This is a genomic window from Armatimonadota bacterium (assembly GCA_035527535.1).
Lineage (GTDB): Bacteria > Armatimonadota > Hebobacteria.
In genome coordinates this window covers 26,794-44,507 of sequence record DATLAK010000072.1, presented here as the reverse complement: position 1 = coordinate 44,507, position 17,714 = coordinate 26,794, and the positions used below count along the sequence as shown (strand labels likewise).

Genomic DNA, 17,714 nt, shown 5'->3' with positions numbered 1-17,714 from the left:
CCTCCGGAGCAATCCGGAGGCCGTAGCCCTTGCCCGGGTGGCGCGAGAAGAACCTGGTCGGGGTCGCGGCTATCGCCCTCGTGGTAGTTTCAGCTTATCGCCGACGTGGATATTGTACGGCGGCTTGAGGCCGTTGAGACGCCCGACCTCATCACCCCTGCGCCCGTCCCCGAGCTCGCGTGCCGCGATGCTCCACAGCGAATCACCGTCCTTGACCGTGTAAACGCGGGTCGCGGGCGGGGGCGGCGGTGCCGGCCGCGAGGTACGCGGAGCCGGCTGCGGCGTGACACGAGTCGGGGGCGGGGCCGGCGCAGGTACGGGCGTCACGGGGGTGACGACGGCGGTGGGCGGCGGGCTCTCGTCCCGATTCATCGGGATTCGAACCGCCTGCACGGCGGATTCGAGCGCGGTCACACGCTGGCCGAGCTTGTCGAGCGCGGCCGAAGAGCCACCCTGCATCCCTCGCGCCGCGACCCACGCCACGACCGCGGCGAGCGCCAGGTACGCCAGCGCGCCCATCCACGCGCGGCGCCGCTGGCTCTGGCGCATCCGCTCCACCTGTCGGGTCAGACGGCGCACGGCCCCATGCAAGTCGGCCCCCGCCACGCCCTCGCTGCGGTGCCGCTCACGCAGGGCCGCGATCGCTCCCTGCGCGCGTTTGGCCACGACGTGGTCGGGAAACTGGGCGATGACGTCCTCCAGCGCCTGCAGTTCGTCTTCTTCCTGTCCCATCGCATGGTAGCAGTGAGCGACCGCCAGATAGGCGTTCGCCGCCCACCGGCTGCCCGGGTAGGCGCGCAGGAGCTCCTTGTACGCCTCGACTGCCTCGGCGTAGAGACCGGCATCCGCCAGCTCCTTGCCGATGGCCTCGAAGCGCTGCTGCACCGCCTGCTCCGAGAAATCCTTGTGCCCTTCTTCCGTCACCTTTACCTACCCCCACCTCTTCTTCGGTGATCCGCCTGCCGCGTCCTTCCCCCCTCAGTCAAAGCGCACCGCTCCCTGGCGCAGGCGCCAGTCCAGGGCAACGTAGGCCATCGTCGCGGCCACCATTGCCAGCCCCCACGCCGCGGCCAGCACCCCCGAGTCGTTGGTGAAGAACGACACCGCCGCCGCCGCCCCGGCGCCCGTCAGCCCGGCGCTGAGCGGCGACCCGGGCCGCGCCTGCTCAGCGACCGCCCGGTTGCGTCCGAGCGTGGTTGCGGCCATCACCGCCAGCGCCGAAATCACGACCCACGTCGCTGCCGTATGGCGCGCCAGGAGCCAGTTGAACGCGACCTTGCGCGACACTATCATCAGCGCCTCCGTCGCGCCCCCCTTCCCGACCGCGCTGATGGCCTGGCCAATGTGCGATCGCCACTGCGGCTCGGTCAGCCAGTTGGCCCCCGCGACCACCAGCGCGGCGACCACCGCGAAGCCCGCCGCCATCACCAGGTGGCGCAGCCGGAGCCGCGGGCGGTAGAGGCCGAGCGCGACCAGCGCGAGCCCCAACGCCGCCGGCACCGCGATGCCGAAGTTGGCTCCCAGCGCGGGGTGTCCGATGATGACGACGATGAGCCCCAGAAGCGCCACCGCCGCGAGGCGCCGGGAGCCGCCGGGCCGATCGCGGTTCAACCATCCCGCGGCCGCCAGGGGGGCCGCCGCCAGCAGGACGCCGCCCAATTCGTTACCCAGCCCGTAGTAGCGGGCGCCGACCACCGCCGAGTAGCCGAGCAGCGAGCGCTGCACCAGGCGCTGGCCGGCGACTACGTCCGCGCACAGCACGACCGTGAATGCCCCCATCAGCCACGCCCATGGCGGCACTCGCCGACCAAGCGCTCGTCCTGCGAGATACACCATCGCCGTGATCGCGACCACGCCGACGAGGGCCACCCCTGGATACGCGGTCGCGCCGCCCGGCATTACCAGCGCGGCGAGGGGGAGAGCGACGATCACCAGCGCGGCCTCGCGCAGCGCGATGCTGAGCCTTCGCGGCGCCGGCCCGCCGAGCATCAGCACCGCCGCCACCGACCCCAACGCCACCGCGATCAAGGTCGTGATGCGCTTGAGCACGTACGGCCGGCTCTCCTCCATTCGCTCCTCTTCCAGCTCCCGGCGGGCCACCTGCTCCACCGCGCCGCCCGCCGGGGCCGGGCGCACGACCATCGGTCGCCCCACCGCCTCCGGCGGTGTCGGGAGCCCCAGGAACTCAAGCACGGACGGCGCCAGGTCGGTGTTGGCCACGATGCCGCCCCGGCGCGTCGAAGGGCTGGTGAGCCACCCCCGTGACACGCCGTGACCCCACGCGACTATGGGCGTCAGGACGTCGAAGCGGCGCTCCGGATCCGGCAGCGCAGAGGGAGCAAGCAAGTACAGCCGCCAAGGGCGGCCGCGCGCCATCTCGACCACCGTCCGCATGAATCCGTCCAGCCGCCGCAGCGCCGCCGCCCGCTCCTCCAGCGCGCGCTCCGGGGTCATGACGGCGGAGCGCGCGGCGATCCGCGAAAGGTCGCCCGTCTCCACCGCCACTACCGTCGCGGTCGCCAGCGCCCGCCTCAGCGCTCCCAGCAGCGCGGCGTAGTCGGTGACCAGCGGCGGCTCGTAACGGGGTGCGGGAACATACATCCGCGCTCCGACGTCCCCCAGCGCCGCCGTGCCGGTGTCGTTCATGACCAGGGTGACGATCTGGCGCCGGAGCTGGTGAGGCAGATCCGCGTTGCCGATTGCCGCGGCCTGGAGGCCGGCATCGCTGAGGGCCGTGCCCAGCAACCCAAGTCGCAGCGGATATGGTGCGTCCGCGTTCTCCATGCGAACCGACGGCAGGCCCAGATACGCCACCGCGCCCGGCGCCAGCCTGCCCCCGGTGCGGGCGCGGAAGACCTCGTACGCTGGCACCCCGTCACACAGCTCATCGTAGTTGAGCGCCAGCTCCGCCAGCTCCGGCTCCAGCCGCGCGCTGGCGCGGCTGCCGGCGCCGAGGCTCAGATACGCGGCGGCCGCCGTCTGGGCGCCTGCGACGCGTGCGTTCATGAGCCCGAGCGCGCACTCCCCCAGCCAGCCGCGGATGAAGGGCGCCGCCGTAGAGGTGTAGTCGCTCCAGGCGCCCGTGTCCGCGACGATGATTACTACCCGGGGACGGTGCTGCGGGTCGGGCCGGGGACTGGATGGCGGCGGCGCCGGCGCCGCCATGCCGGGGAGCCCGCACGCCAGAACCCAGGCCAGCGGGAGCATCGTCGGAATCAAGCGCATCAGGCGTTACTCCCTCACGTGTGGCTGTCGCTGGTGCCGACGCGCGGCTCAATTCCCCCGCCGCCGGGGGCATCTCGTGGAGCCTGGCCGCCTCGGCCGGGGGCATCACGGGCGAGGGCGCCCATGCTCCATTTGCGACACCATCTACTTCGGCGCGGGGGCATCGCGCCATTCCTTGCGCGCCTGCGCCTCCCGCGTGACATCGGCCAGCACCAGCTTCAGCATCAGGTCTGCGTAGGTGGCCGCCTGCGTCTTCTCCGGCCCCGCGGGCGCGATCTTCTCGTCCGGGGAGGGCGGGCTCGGTGATGCCCCGGGGCCGCTGGCCACGCGCAGAAGCGCCGCGCCGAAGTCTTCCTCTGTGGCCGCGGTCTGGGGTGACTCGCCGATCATGGCAACGGCCATGCTGCGCAGCGCCGGCCGGTGGCCGGGCGGGGCCTCGAGGTACGCCGCGCTCAGGCGCCAACTCAGCTCGTCTGCGCGCCAGCCGTGCAGCGTCGCCATCGCCTCACCCGACCGCCCCAGGGCGTTGCGCGCATTCCCCAGCGCATCATCAACTTCGCCCTCCGCCAGGCCCACAAACGCAAATCCCCGGTCCAGGGTGCCGAACACATCCGTGCTCGACGACAGACTGCTGAGAGCCGAGCCCAACTGCGCTGCCGCCCTATCGGCGAGGTCGGCTGCCCCCAGCGCCTGCTGGCGAGCCTGGTCGCTCTGCCCGCTGGTGCGGGCGATGCCGTCGGTGATGTCAGCCGCCAGCGTTCGCCACTGCGCGCGGTCCGCAACCGCGGACGGCGCGGCGAAACCGCGCTCGACTGCCTCCGCCACCTCGGCGGCGCCGGCGGCGCTGGATTCCATCCCGTCGGCCAGCGCCTCTATGCGATCCGAGGTCTCGGCGATCATGTAGAGGGCGTACTGCGCCTTCTCCATCACGCGCTCGGCGGAAAGGGTTGAGGTCGCGAAGGCGCCCGCCATGTTCATGCGCCGCGCGAGGCCGCGCACCGTGTTGTCCAGCGACTTGGCGCGTTCCGCCAGCGCACGCGCGGGCTCCTGAAGCTGCTGCCCCCACGCGCCCGCGGCGGCGCGGGCGCGCTTGAGCTCCAGCTCATCCGCTGGCGACAGGGGCGCGGCTTCACCACTCGTAGTCGCCGACGGGGTGGAGGGAGGGGCGGCGGCGACCGCATCGCCTGGCCCCGGCGCCTGCGTGGCTAGGTCGGCTCCGCCGACCGCCATGGCGGCTGAAAGCCTAGCCACACGTCGCTGCGCTTGCCGCGCCAGCTCCACCTCCCCTAGCTCCGCGTACGCGCGGGCCAGCCCCGCTTGCGCCGCGGCGTCGTCGGGCGCCAGCCTCACCGCGCGGCGGTAGGCGACCACCGCCTGATTGACCAGGTGGCGCGACAGGAATCCCTCCGCCACGGCCACCGCCACCTGTGGATTGTCGAGTTTCATCTGCGGCACCTCCGCCAGCCGCTCCTGGCGTCGCTCGCCGGTGGGGTGGGTTGAGAGATAGACCTCGATGGTGCTCGGCTTGCGCCCGTGCTCCGCGTCGAGCTTGCGCAAGAACGCGGCAAGCTGTGAGGGGTCGTAGCCCGCCGCATAGGCGTAACCCGCGCCCAGTGTGTCCGCCGCCTGCTCGTCCTTGCGGCTGTGGCGGAGCAAGTACAGCGTCGCGCCGACCTGTCCCAGGGTCGCCAGCGTCGCCGGCGCGTCAATCACGCCGAAGAACATCGAGGTCCAGAACTGCTTCTTGAAGGCGTCGAGGGAGTGCTTCTCCGCCACGTGCCCGATCTCGTGGCCCATCACCCCGGCGAGCTGGTCGGAGGAGTCAACGAAGTTCAGCATCCCGGTCGTCACATAGACGTATCCCCAGGGCAGCGCGAAGGCGTTGATCTGCTCGGTGTCGAGGAGGCTGAAGGTGTAGGCGATATCGTGACGGGGGGAGGTTGCGACCACGGTGGCGCCGACGCGCTGAACGTATTCCGCCGCCGCGCCGTCTTGGACGACCTTGTACTGGGACTCGATCGCGCTGCGGGCCTGGCGGCCCAACGTCTTCTCGATGCTGCGGTCGAGACCCGCCTGGGCGGAGGTCATGGTCAGGGCGAACAGGACGATGATGCTGGCCGCGCGCACGGCGCCCACGACGCTATAACGAGATCGGAGCATTGTGTCACCCGAGTTTATTGTACCACTTCCGGAGCCGGCGCACGCGCGCCGCCACCCACACCTCACGTGGCAGTTCGCACCAGCTCCACCCGCCCCCACGCGGCGAGGCGGTCGCCGACAATGATCACCGCGCCGAGCAGGCCGGGGATCGCCTGCGCGAGTTCGATGGCCGCGGCGAGGTCGTCGGCGCCTTGCACAATGTTGGCGATCGCGGTGGCGGCGGCGTCGGCAAGGGCGCCGGTGCCCGCTAACGCGATCGCCGCGTCGGCCTGGCCGAAGCTCAACGATGGGCCGACCGTGCCCGAGGAGGTACATACCGCCGCCGGGAGCAGGTTCGCCGCCACGCGCACGGCCAGCTTGCCGGTGAACGGTGACCGCCCGGCGAAGACGCCGACGGTTCGCTCGCGCCGCCCCTGGAGCCAGATGTCGCCGCCGTTCTCGATTATGACCTCATGGGAGTCGGCGGCCAGCCCGCGCCCCACGCGCTCGGCGATAGCGCCCGCTACCGCCGCCATCGGGCCCACCCCCGCCAGCTCCGCGGCGGCGGCCATGGCGCGCACGAGGCCCGCGGCATCCGCCCGCGGGCGGTAGGGCCGTAACGCTTCCTTGAAGCCGGGATCGCGTGCGATATAGGTCTCAAGCTCGGCGCGGCAGGCGCGCACGATCTCGTCAGCGGGCGCCGACAGGTCGCGCTCCGCGGCGATCAGGAGGTCGGTCTGCATCACCCGAACCTCGAAGGTGACGAGATCGGGGGCGACGGCGCGGCGGTATGTGCGCTGGACGTACTCGGGCATGTGATGACCTGGGCGCGCCCCGACTCGTCGGGGCGCGAACGTAGGGGCAAGGCATGCCTTGCCCCTACGCATCAATTGCCAGGGCTGTCGTCGTCAATACTGCAACTGCATCGCGTGCAGGGGGCACGCGGTGATGCACTGCTCGCAGGCGACGCACTGGGCGGGGTTGAAGCGGACCTCCATGCCCGGGCGCTCGATACTCAGCGCCCCGACCTGGCACACCGCCAGGCAAGCCCCGCAGTGGGTGCAGCGCGCGTCGTCGCGAGTGATGTCCTGGGCGATCGGCTGAGTCCGCACCCCCAGGCTGCGCAGGTACTCCAGACCCTGCCGGCACGCGTCGGCTGCGCCCAGCAACTCCAGCACCATCAACCCTTCCTGCTCGGGCGTGATCGTCGCCTTGAGGATGTTGAACATGATCCCGTAGTCGCGCGTCAGAAAGCAGATGATAGGCTGGTCCACCTTCTCCTTGGGGAAGTGGATCACCACCTTGCCCTGGGATTCGAGTGTCGGTTGCGCCATTGACGTTCTCCTGTCGTTGCGATGGTGGCAGGGGCGCCACGCTTTGCGCCCCCACATCTGCGCGGTGGTTCATTCCTCCACCGCTCGCTCCTTGAGCAGCTTGAAGGCATAGCCCGAGTCGGGCCCGGGCAGAGTCTCCGCCGGCTGGTTGAGCAAGAACTTGCCGGCGGCGATCCACTGCTTGAGGGCGTCGGCGACGCGGCGAGCCGCGGAGTAGCTCGACAGCGGCACCGTGTCAACCTGCTTGCCGTTGACCTCGATGGAGCCGCGCTTGAGATCCGCGTAGCTGACCTCGGCGATGCTGCCGGGCTCGATCTGCGGGTAGGCCTTGCTATAGTCAATGACCTGGGCTTTGATGTCGGCGTCGCTGACGGCAGTCTGCAGCGCCAGCTCCTCGTCGAGGATGGGGATGGGGAGGCCAAGGCCGACGATGAGGGTGGCGCCGTAGCCCTTGAAGGAGGCGCCGCGCAGCCACTGCGCGCTCATCGTCTTGAGGTCGCCGGTGACCGCCATGGTGCCGGCGCCGGCGCGCGGCACCTGGTTGTCGGTGCGCGGGGCGACCGGGTGGTGCTGGGTTCCGGGGCCGACGACGTAGCCCACGCCGCCGCCCAGGAAGATGCGGGTGCCGATGCCGATGGTGCGGTAAGTCGGGTCGTTGAGCAGCGGCGACAACTGCCCGGCGCTGCAGTAGTTGGCGTTGCCGACGCGCGCCTTGAGCACGCCCATGTAGGTGTAGATGGTCTTGTCGCTGAGGTTGACGGCGACGTTGTAGTTCTGGTACCCGTTGCGCGGGTTGAACAGGAAGGCCTCGTTGACGTCGGCGATATTCAGCCACGTCTGCAGGCGCTTGCGCGGATAGCAGTCGGTGCCGTAGGCGGTCGCCTCCAGGCGCACGTCCTTGCCTGCCACCAGGTCCTCGATGACGTGCCCGCCGCCGTAGGTGAACTCGCCCGGGAAGATCTGGTTGCGCGGGTCCTCGTCCTGCAGGGCGGTGGCGCCGATGTACAGGTCCACCGCCGCCAGCCCGCCATAGGCGCTGACGCCGTTGAGGGTGACGCGTCCACCGCCGAGCTTGATGCGGGGCCGGGCGTGACCGATATTGACGAAGGCGCCGCTCGAACACATGGCGCCGAAGGTGCCCGTGGTCACCACGTCCACGTGTTTGGCGGCTCCCGCGGCGCCCTTCTCCTTGACGACTTCTATCATCTCTTCCGCGGTCACCACGACCGCCTCCCCGCGGCGTATGCGTTCGTTTATCTCATCATAGGTCTTAGCCATTGTAACCTCCAATGTTGCGCAGCCGCCCTCGGCTGCGAAGCTTGCCGGGCCCGCCCCCCTGCCGGAAAACAGGGCTGCGGTGGGCAGTTGGGAAACGCCGACGCTGGTGTTGATTGGTGGGGGATTAGGCGACTGCGTGGGGCGCCCGGGCCGGCGGCGCGCTACCCTCCCCGCCGCAGTGGAGGGCACGCAGCCGCTAGCGCATGCGCATGGCCGGGGGCATGGACGTCAGGCGCAACGTACGCGGCCGCGCGTCCGGCGCGGCGCAGTCACCACCGCCGGACGCGACCACCGTGCAAGGCGGCTGGAATCTATGTCGGGCGACGTCCATGTTGCCTCGCGGGCGATTTGGGGTCCGGGCAGCCGGTCACGGGTACTGGTGCAGCTTCCCCGGGCCGCGTCTGACGGCAGCCGAGCTTCCGTCAGCGCACTCCCGGGACCCGATGGCCCGCCCCCCGGACGACATAAGTCTTCCACATGAACGAGGGATTTGTCAAGCGTCAGATCGGAAACGGCGGTTCCCCGGCGATGGAGTCAAGCACCCGGCGAGCTTTCCCCATCGCCCTTTCGTCGCCCGAGACCAGCAGCCGCACCGAGCCTTCCGCCCCGCCGATGCCCCCCGACGCCAGGTGATGGCACACCGCGCCGGTGAGAAGCTCGAGCGCCTCGATCTCGGTGATGATGGTGGCGGTGTCAATGACCCACAGGTCGGGCACGGCATCGCGGCCGCCGCCGTCGCCGACGATGAGTTGGCTGACCGCCGGGAGGTCGGAGGCGACCAGCTTCTCCAACCCGACGGGGGCGATGAAGTGCGCTTTGCGCTCGGTGATGGTGGGCAGGAAGGCGCCGATGGTGCCGCCGGTGGGGGAGCCGACGAGGATGCCGGCCCGACGGCGGTCGGGGCTGAGCGCATTGGCCCCTTTGATGAAGACATCCCCGGCCTGAAGATCGGCGACCGTCTGGGCAAGCGGGAGCCCCGCGACCACCTCCCCGCGGCGGATCACGATTTCGCCCCGCGACGAGGGCCGTTGGGCCGGCCCGGCGTATCCGCGCGGCAGGGTATGGCCGGTGAGGAACGCCAACTTGTCCATCGGCTCGCCGAGCAATTCCTCCGCCACATAGCCGTTGGTGCTGCCGCGGGCGACGATCACCGTGCCCTTCTCCAGCGCCTGCTTGACCAGCGAGTGCGCTGCCACCCCCTTGGCGATCAGGCGCTTGGATTCCGCTACCGTGAGTACCGTGTCCATGAGCATCGCGCAGATCTCCTCCTCGTCGTCAATTACCGCCGCGGCCGGGTGCTAGATCCAGCCGATGACGTTATTAGTCGCGCCCGTCATGGCGTCAATGATGAGCCATACCGCATTGCAGGTGTACTGCCCGAGAATGAACCCCAAAAAGGCCGGGCGCAAGAACATGTACCCGCGCAGGCCGCCATAGCGGATGATGAGGGACTTGAGCACCCATGCCGCCAGGCACGTCGCGAAGAGTACGTTCATGATCCACGTGCTGCCGACCGCAAACCCGATGGGGTGGAAGGGCCACCACACGAACCTGGTGCGCATGAACATGAGAAACGACATGACCGCAAAGCCGCCGGCCCGCACCAGCCACCCTGGCCAGTTGGGGTCAGTGGGAGTGGCGAGCTTGTCCACGATCCAGTTGTAGGGCGCCCGCGGTCCGTCAATGAAGAACCACTGGTTGAGGTTGACGCCGCCCTTCGCGTACGCCAGCACCATGGTGACCCAGATGGAGGCGGCGATGGAAATGAAGATGGCGAGCCAGATGATCCAAAACAGCGGCCGCTTGCGGCGCGCAGTCATATCGGCCATGCGCAGCGCGTGGGCGCTGGAGGCCATGACATAGGTGCGGATGTCGGAAGACCACACGTAGTTGATGGCCAGGGATACGAGTCCCGGCCCGCCGACCGCCTTGGAGCCGAAGCTGGAGACCACAAACCCGGACGAGATGGTTGAAGCGACCGCCACCGCCAGGCCCGATTCCATCACCACCCGCGCCAAGCCGTAGAACAGGACGAAGGCCCCGGCCAGGAAGATGACCGCCAGCGTCACCGGCAGCCCGGTCAACCACAACCACACCCACATGAACCCCAGGCCGCCCACCACGCTCCAGAACGCGGCGCGGTAGGACATCACCTCCCCCGAGTCATCCACCGCGGGATCGCCGCGCAGGGCCTTGCGCACGACGTCGCGCAAGTGGGCGCGCGCGCTCCACAATCCGAGCGCCACCAGGGCGATCATGGCCCCCATGCCCAGGTGCGCGAACCACGGCGACGGGCTCCCGTAGATCCCCAGATTCTCTTGCCACGTGGCGCCGAACATGACGATGAGCCCGGCAATCACCTGGAATACGATGTTGAAGAACCACAGGCCGAACAGGGTCTCGGTGTTGACCAGGTAGAAGAAGCCCAGCAGGGGGAAGCTCAGGTAGACAACAAAGATCAGCGGTTCCCTGAACCACGGATAAGACGCCGACTGCGCGATTACGGGCACCACCGGGTAGTAGTAATGCAGGCCTTTCAGGCTGCCGAGAATGAACGGGATCGCGAATCCGCTCCACATCACCGCGTTGCGGAAAAACGGCGCCCCCCCCGGCGCATCGGCCCCGCGTGCCATCTCCAGCGGCAGTTGCGTCACCGGGAACGCGAGGCGCTCGCGCTCCACCCACTGCTTGCGGATGATCACCATCATCGCGATCATGACCAGGTAGAGCACGCACATGAACGGCAGCCACGCCGCCAGCGGCGCCGCCCAGGCCCCCCACGGGATGTGCCGCCCGCGGGGCAGGCCCTCGTAGAAGTACCTGATCGCTTCGGCAGTGGTGGGCGTCAGCCACGGACGCCGGTCCAGCAACGGCAACAAGTGCTTCGTCCACCCCGCGTTCTCGGGGCCGTAATAGCGCGGCGCGGTGATGATAGGCAAGAGCTGGCTGGTGAGGCCCATGGTGCAGATCGCGGAGGCGACGATCATCATGATGTAGGCGATGATCAGCTCCCCGGGGTTGAGCGCCCACTCTCGGCGCAGACGGCGCAGCACGCGGTTGACGATGAACGTGAGGACGAAGAAGAGAAAGACCGCCCCGGGGGTGCTGAAGTCCAGCGCCATGTAGGAGCCACGGATGAGATGGATTGCGTAGGGGGCGCCGAGGGAGAGGATGAGCGCGCCGATGGAACCCGCCAGGATGGCGCGAAGGGTGAACGGTTGCGGGGCAGCGGGGGGAGTGCTGCCGGTGGTCACGGGCGTGATCCTCGGGGGCGGACTGCCCCGCCCGGCGCCGGCCGGCCGCGGGTGACACCTGCTTCCCGGGGGGCCGCTGTCGGCAGCACACCGCGCCGCGTCCGCAGCCCCCACCACGTCAGCGCGTTTGACATGCGTGGCTGATTCGACGTGCTCGATGGCGCCACCTTCCGTCGCCAGCCGCAGACGACTTCGGGTGTGTTTGACTCCTGGGGCCATGGAGCCATCGTGCACTTGAGTGTGGCCCAGCCGCCCCCGGCAGGGCCGCACATCTTGACTGCGGGGGCGCCAGCCGTTAAACTTATGTTCACGCGACAGTGACCCCACCCGATCTTGGCGGACTCGCGCGCAGCACCAGGCGCGTCCGCACCCATGGAGCAGGCTGTGGCAACTCGTTCGACGGTGACCAAGACCAAGCAGGCAAGCACGCAACCCAAGCGCCCCCGGCGTCGCGTGTCGGAGGCAATGGAGGCGCTGGCGCATCACTATCTGGCCGACGCGATCGTCGAGGTGCTGCTCAATCGCGGGCACGCCATCAAGGCGGGAGAGCTGGCGAGCGACGTGTTGGGGGGTGAACTGAACGCCAAGCTGCTGCGCAAAGTGATGGCGGGCAGCCCGCGTTTCTGGGCGCAGGACCGGCGCTGGAACCTGGCGATGCGACAGATGACGCAGCGCCCGCTGCTGGGGGCGCTGGAGTACCACCTGCGCTCCTACGGGCGGCCGATGCCGCTGGCGCTGCTGTGCAACGAGATGGCGGTCATCGCCCGGCAGCCAATCTCCCCGGAAGAGTATCGAACCCTGGTCCCGCGGATGATGAGCGCCCGCCGCCAGTTCCTGCCCCTGTCGAATGACCGGTGGGGGTCGTCGGAATGGCTGCTCGACGTCGCGGAGCAGGGGGCGCAGGAGATGCTCACGCGCAACTTCTTCCTCGCCAGCGAGGACACGCTGCGCTTGATTGACAAGCTCGACGCCGCCTGCCCCAGCGCTCGCGCCGCCGACGTTTCGATGGCGCTCGCCGTCGTTGGCGCCGCGGGTGGGCCGGTGCCCAATCGCATTCTGCAGTACCTCACGTGGAAGCGCCGCGGCGAGGGATTCGACCCCGTGGCCCACTTCGAGCACCTCGCCGGCGACGACAAGCTGTACTTGCTGTCCGGCGCCTACTGGATCCCGGCCCCGTTCGTGGAGCGGATCATGGCAGCCCTGCGCGAGCTGTCGAAGGAAGCGGAAAAGGAGGAGATCGAGCTCCTGCCGGGGGAGGAAATGGCTGCCGCCGAGGAGCTGACCGTCAGCCCCCCCGACCTGGAGGAAATCCACGCGCTGATCGAGGGGCGCAAGCGGCCGGTGCCGACCGCCGAGCTGGTGACCAAGATCTTCGAGATCGCCGATACCTCGCCCAGCTTCTCCATAGCCGTGGACACGGTCAACGATGCCTTGGCCCAGGACCAAGGCCTGGAGCGCATGGGCAAGGCCACCTGGGGCTTGACCCAGTTTGCCCCCGAGTACATCCAGGACCTCCCGGGAATCCTCCTCGTCGCCGAGATCGAGGCGGAGAGCCTGGCGGACCCCGAGGCCGACCTCCTGCTGGAGGACGAGGGCCTGGATGAAAGCCTGGCCACCTGGGTGCACGACCCGCGCTATGAGGATTTCGGCGAGGAGGACGAAATCGAGCTATCGGCGGATCACGCGGCGGCCGAGGAAATGCGCTATCCGCTGCCCTACGACCACTGGAAGGCCGGCACGATCAAGATCCGCGAGGCCGACCGCGATTTCTTCCCCCCCGAGACGCAGCTCGTCTATACCACCATGCACCCCGAGCGCGGCAAGGAGTTCGTCGCCTGGGTCAACCAGTTCAGCACCCTCGTCTACGACCTGGACCAGTGGTACAAGGCGGCCAAAGTCATGCCCGGCGCCATCGTCTCCATCACCCGCGCGGACACGCCCGACCACTACCGGTTGGCGGTCGAGCCGGAGCCGGATCCGCTGCTGGCCCTCGACGCCGAGCGCATCAAGCAGCTCGAGGCCATGCGCAAGCAAGCCCATGAGGGCCCGTGGTCGGTGTTCGACATCATGTGCCACCTCATGGCCGACCACACCAAGGGCCTGCATTTCATGAAGCTGTGGGCCGAGGTCAACGTCGTGCGGCGCACGCCGCGCCGAGTGGTCGCCTCCAACCTCAGCTCCTACCACTGCTTCTATCCGCGCCCGGCCGGGTCCGACAACTGGGTCTTCGACGAGCGCAAGGTGGACCAGGGCCACAAGAAGGCCAAGCGCAAGTACGTGCGCAAGTAGGGGCACAGAGAATAGGGACTGGCTCCGATTCTTCCGATAATCGGTGCCTGTCCCTATTTTCCCCTATTTTCCCCCGATCGGGCCGCCTGCCCGCTTGACTGCGAGCAGTACCGCCTCGAATGGGCTGTTGAAGCCCGGTGTGATCACACGGGCGGACTGCACTTCGAAGCCGGCTGCCGACACCAGCGCCACTTGCCGTTCCAGGCTCCGGAATGCCGCGCGAACCGGCGGTAGAGTGACGGCGACATCTCGCCCGTTGACCTCGCAAGTATCCACTCGGTGCGTCACTTTGCCTCGCTGGTTTTCTCGCCACCAGTTCACCCGTTCCACTTCATTTGGGCACCAAGCCGCGGCATCGTCGGCCGGCACGAGGTTCGCGAAATAGGCCGCACCCATACCCTCAAGCAACCGAGAGGCATGGCCCAGATACTTTGACGCTTCCTCGTCTTCCACGATCATGTGCAGACAGCCGAGATCCACGGCAACGTCAAATGAGCCGGACTGCAGATGATCGAGGTCGCACACATCGGCCAGCTCGAAGGTCACGCGAGGGTGTTGGCGCGCCTCTTGAGCTCTCGCGATGGCCGAGCGAGACGAGTCAATCCCCAAGACGTTATAGCCCAGTTCGGCCGCCATGGCAGCGACGAACCCTTCCCCGCATCCGAATTCCACCAGCCGGCCGCGGCGCGGGCGCGCATCTAGAAAGCCGCGAAGTTCCACCATCCGCTCATGATTAACACTTCGATGACAAGCGAACGGCACCCCCGCATCATAGACAGCGCGGTATCGAGCTTCCCAGGCTTGGAAGACGGGGACAGGCACCGATTTCCGGAGAAATGCGGAGCCAGTCCCCGTTTTCCTCATTGTCCCTCGCTCATCACGTCCATCGCCCGATTGAACCGGCGCAGCACTTCGTCCTTGCCCAGCACTTCCATCAGGTGGAACAGCGAGGGGCCCTTGGTGCGGCCGCTCATGGCGACGCGCGTGGGATGGATGACCTTGCCCGCGCCCACGCCAACCTCCGTGGCGACGGCGCGGGCGATCTTCTCGTATTGCTCCGAGGTCAACGCGCCGTTCGGGAGCGGGGCAATCCTCTCGACTTGCCGCTGGAAAGCCGGACGCACGTGTTCCGGCGCGGGGCGCAGCCATGCCTTCAGGGCCTCCTCCTCGAAATCGAAGTTCGAGTCGAACATGAATGACACGAGAGCAGGGAAATCCGTTAGCGTGTGCGCTTTCCCCTGCTCCAGCGCCAGGCAGCGCCTGGCATAGGCTGCTTGCTCCGGCGCTGGGTTGTCGGGCAGGATTCCCGCGCGCTGCAGGAACGGCGCGGCGCGCGCATAGAGCTCATCCGTCGGCAGCTCGCGGATATAGACCCCGTTCATCCACCGCAGTCTCTCCAGGTCGAACACCGGCCCGGTCCTATTGAACCGCTCGAAGCTGAACTTCTCGATCAGCTCCGGCAGCGAGAAGAGGTCCTTCTCCTCGGGATGCGACCAGCCCAGTAGCGCCAGGTAGTTGAGCAACGCCTCGGCCAGGAATCCCTCGCTGCGGTACCAGGAAAGCGACGTGTGTCCATGCCGCTTGGACACCTTGCTGCGGTCCGGGTTGCGCAAGAGCGGGAAATGCGCGTACTGCGGGATGTCCCACCCGAACATCTGATAGAGCACAATGTGCTTGGGCGTGCTGGAAATCCACTCCTCGGCGCGGGTGACGTGGGTGATGCCCATCAGGTGGTCGTCCACCACCACCGCCAGGTGATAAGTGGGATACCCGTCCGCTTTCATCAGCACCTGGTCGTCGAGCAGCGCGTTGTCGAAGGAGATCTCGCCGCGAATCAAGTCGATGAAGGCGGTCACGCCCGCGTCCGGCATCTTCATGCGGATGACATGTGACTCACCGGCCTGCGCCCGTCGGCGGCGCTCCTCAGCGGATAGGGCGCGCAGGCAGTGACGGTCGTACTTCACCTCCTGTTTCGCCGCTTCCTGCGCGGCGCGCATCTCGGCCAGCCGCTCCCGCGTACAGAAGCAGTAATATGCGTGGCCCCCGTTGACCAACTGCTGAACGTGCTGCCGGTAAATCGCCAGCCGTTCGCTCTGCACGTATGGCCCCACCGGGCCGCCAATGGTGGGGCCTTCGTCCGGGGTCAGGCCCAGCCACTCCAGCGCCTCCAGAATCGCACGTGCGGAGGTCTCGTTATACCGTTTGCGGTCGGTGTCCTCGATGCGCAAGATGAACTGGCCGTCGCGGTGCCTGGCGAAGGCATAATCGAACAGCGCCATGTAGGCGGTGCCGATGTGGGGGTCGCCGGTGGGGGAGGGCGCGATGCGCACGCGGACGGGTCTATCATTCATGCTTGCCCGCCCTCCGTGAGGCGGGACGGACAGATTATAGCAGAGAACGGACGCAATCGGCAGCGGAGGCGCGCGGGGGGTGTGACCGAAAGGTTGTGATCACCCTGCACGCGGCCGTGGTGCGGGCTGTGGGCTCGGGAGAGCCATCGGCGGCGACACTGCGGCGGACCGGCGGCGCGCAGTCCGCAGCCAGGTTCGCATGAGGGGTCAGCGGGGCCGGCCGTCGCCGGACGGCGTATCAGGCGGGCGCGACCGCAGAATACATGCACGGATGCCACCACGGCGACGGCGTGAACAGCTTGAGCGCCTGGTCGAGGGTGAGGTCGCGGCCGGCGGCGGCGGCATCCTTGAGCGCGGCGGCGGCGATCTCGCCCACGAAAACGGGCTCTTCCTTCTGTACGCCGTCGGCTCCCACGAGCGGAACGCTGCAGCGCAGCGTCAGCCGCGTGAGCCGGCTATCGCTGGCGAGCGCGAGCTCGGCGACGCGCAGGCACTTCTGAAGCACCGTTGTACGCTGGTTGGGGCTGGCGAGCACATCGCGCACCATGACGAACAGCGTGGCCGCCCCGTCGCGGGGGTCAATCACCACCGAGTCCACCGCCAGCATCAGCTCCTCCGCCTGCGCTGCGGCGCGCAGAGACCGCAGCAGGCGCTGTTCGCGGTCAGCGTGGCCCGTTTCCTCTACCGGCGACAGGGGCGAAGGCGCGCCGCCGATGGCGATCGTTGGCTGCTCGGTTGCCGGCGGTGCCGGCGGGGGGCTGGGGCGCGCAGCGCGCTCGCGCACTGGGGGCTCCGGGATCCGGGGGCGCTCGATGTCGGCGGATGGCGGAACCAATACTCGCGGCGCTCCACCCCCCTCCACGATTGCGGCGCGAGAGGCTTCCTTTCCGACGTTCAGCGTCCACAGCGCCCCCAGCACCAGGCAGCCTGCGGCAATGCCCAGCAGGAGTCCCAACGGCAGCCGGGAGCGCGCCCAACGCGAAACGCGGCGCCAGGCAGCCCCGGCCTCGGCCGCCGGCGAGGGGGCGGCGAGCCTGCGCTCCATCTCGGCGATCTGGTGGCGATCGGCTGCGCTGTCGGGGTCGAGCTGAGATGCGAGCCGGTACCATCCCAGCGACTCCCCAACTGCACCTTGGTCGCGGTAGATGTCGCCCAGCAGGGAATGGGCCGACGCGTTGTTGGGGTAGCGGCGCAGCACCTCCACGCACTGAATGGTGGCGCGGTCATACTCCCGGCGCAGGCGCAGGAGATTAGCCTGCGCCAGCATCACGGCGATCTCGGGCTCGGGACCCTGCAGCGCGTGATGCGAGCGCGCTGGCTGTGAGGGAGCGCCGCATTCCGGGCAGGTATCGACACCATCGGCGAGCCCGCCGCCGCAGTGCGGGCACTTCATCGCTACGCGACCTCCGGCTGCTATGACGGACAAATGATACCGCGGCGCCGCCGACGCTGCCATGTCATGAACCGAAAATGATGAGTCGCGCCGGCGGCGCGCCGCACCGATTCCGCTAAGCTCATACCCCTCGGCAATGCCGGCTAATCCTGCGCCAGCCTCCCCGTATTGGGGCAAGCGCGGCACAAGTAATCGGGCGCGCGCCGGGAACTGTAGTGCGATAGGGGCGGCAATCCCCGGGCGGCGGGCGAGCCCGGCCGATGACCGCCGCCGCCTTGTTCGAGCGCGGCGACAGGAAACCGCAGGCCGCGTGCGGTAAGAGAAGCTCGTCGCGCCGCCCGTGGGGCTGAGCGCAAGCGCGCGCTGCCGACGCGCGGGCGTCGGGCGCGAGGTCGCGCATCGAGCCCCTCCCGCCGGGGCTGCGATGGGCGCGCGGCATTGGCGGTGGTAC

12 protein-coding genes are annotated in these 17,714 nt (G+C 68.7%); 1 reads left to right on the top strand and 11 read right to left on the bottom strand.

From position 1 onward, the window contains the following. Positions 1–69: 69 nt before the first annotated feature. The 8 genes from VM221_04765 to VM221_04730 all read right to left on the bottom strand — a co-directional run bounded on the left by VM221_04765 (position 70) and on the right by VM221_04730 (position 11,230). Positions 70–924 (bottom strand): LysM peptidoglycan-binding domain-containing protein, encoded by an 855-nt coding sequence (locus VM221_04765; GenBank protein ID HUT74134.1) that lies wholly within the window; start codon positions 922–924, stop codon positions 70–72. A gap of 54 nt (positions 925–978) precedes the next feature. After that, on the bottom strand, positions 979–3,225 hold the full coding sequence (locus tag VM221_04760) for a hypothetical protein (GenBank protein ID HUT74133.1): 2,247 nt from the start codon (positions 3,223–3,225) through the stop codon (positions 979–981). 144 nt (positions 3,226–3,369) lie between these two features. Continuing rightward, complete coding sequence (locus VM221_04755) at positions 3,370–5,385, bottom strand: M48 family metalloprotease (protein HUT74132.1); 2,016 nt, start codon at positions 5,383–5,385, stop codon at positions 3,370–3,372. Between the two features lie 62 nt (positions 5,386–5,447). Continuing rightward, positions 5,448–6,179: a UPF0280 family protein gene (locus tag VM221_04750; protein HUT74131.1), complete on the bottom strand. Its 732-nt coding sequence runs from the start codon at positions 6,177–6,179 to the stop codon at positions 5,448–5,450. Between the two features lie 93 nt (positions 6,180–6,272). After that, positions 6,273–6,698 carry an NIL domain-containing protein gene (locus tag VM221_04745; GenBank protein HUT74130.1) on the bottom strand — a complete coding sequence of 142 codons (426 nt, stop codon included), beginning with the start codon at positions 6,696–6,698 and terminating at the stop codon, positions 6,273–6,275. A 69-nt stretch (positions 6,699–6,767) separates the two neighbouring features. Continuing rightward, entirely contained in the window at positions 6,768–7,976 is a 1,209-nt protein-coding gene (locus VM221_04740; protein ID HUT74129.1) for a homocysteine biosynthesis protein, read from the bottom strand. Positions 7,977–8,476: 500 nt separating this feature from the next. Continuing rightward, on the bottom strand, positions 8,477–9,223 hold the full coding sequence (locus VM221_04735) for a hypothetical protein (GenBank protein ID HUT74128.1): 747 nt from the start codon (positions 9,221–9,223) through the stop codon (positions 8,477–8,479). Between the two features lie 51 nt (positions 9,224–9,274). Then, positions 9,275–11,230, bottom strand: a complete 1,956-nt coding sequence (locus VM221_04730) for a DUF6785 family protein (GenBank protein ID HUT74127.1) — start codon at positions 11,228–11,230, stop codon at positions 9,275–9,277. Positions 11,231–11,614: 384 nt separating this feature from the next. Between VM221_04730 and VM221_04725 the strand changes: the two genes are divergently transcribed. Continuing rightward, the gene (locus VM221_04725) at positions 11,615–13,519 is read left to right on the top strand and encodes a hypothetical protein (protein HUT74126.1); all 1,905 of its coding nucleotides are present in this window, start codon (positions 11,615–11,617) and stop codon (positions 13,517–13,519) included. A 63-nt stretch (positions 13,520–13,582) separates the two neighbouring features. On the opposite strand, the gene VM221_04720 is transcribed toward VM221_04725, so the two are convergent. From VM221_04720 to VM221_04710, 3 genes are all read right to left on the bottom strand, one after another. Further along, the gene (locus tag VM221_04720; protein ID HUT74125.1) at positions 13,583–14,242 is read right to left on the bottom strand and encodes a class I SAM-dependent methyltransferase; all 660 of its coding nucleotides are present in this window, start codon (positions 14,240–14,242) and stop codon (positions 13,583–13,585) included. A 137-nt stretch (positions 14,243–14,379) separates the two neighbouring features. Next, the gene (gene gltX, locus VM221_04715; GenBank protein ID HUT74124.1) at positions 14,380–15,870 is read right to left on the bottom strand and encodes a glutamate--tRNA ligase; all 1,491 of its coding nucleotides are present in this window, start codon (positions 15,868–15,870) and stop codon (positions 14,380–14,382) included. 238 nt (positions 15,871–16,108) lie between these two features. Then, positions 16,109–17,263: a hypothetical protein gene (locus VM221_04710; protein HUT74123.1), complete on the bottom strand. Its 1,155-nt coding sequence runs from the start codon at positions 17,261–17,263 to the stop codon at positions 16,109–16,111. Positions 17,264–17,714 lie beyond the last annotated feature (451 nt).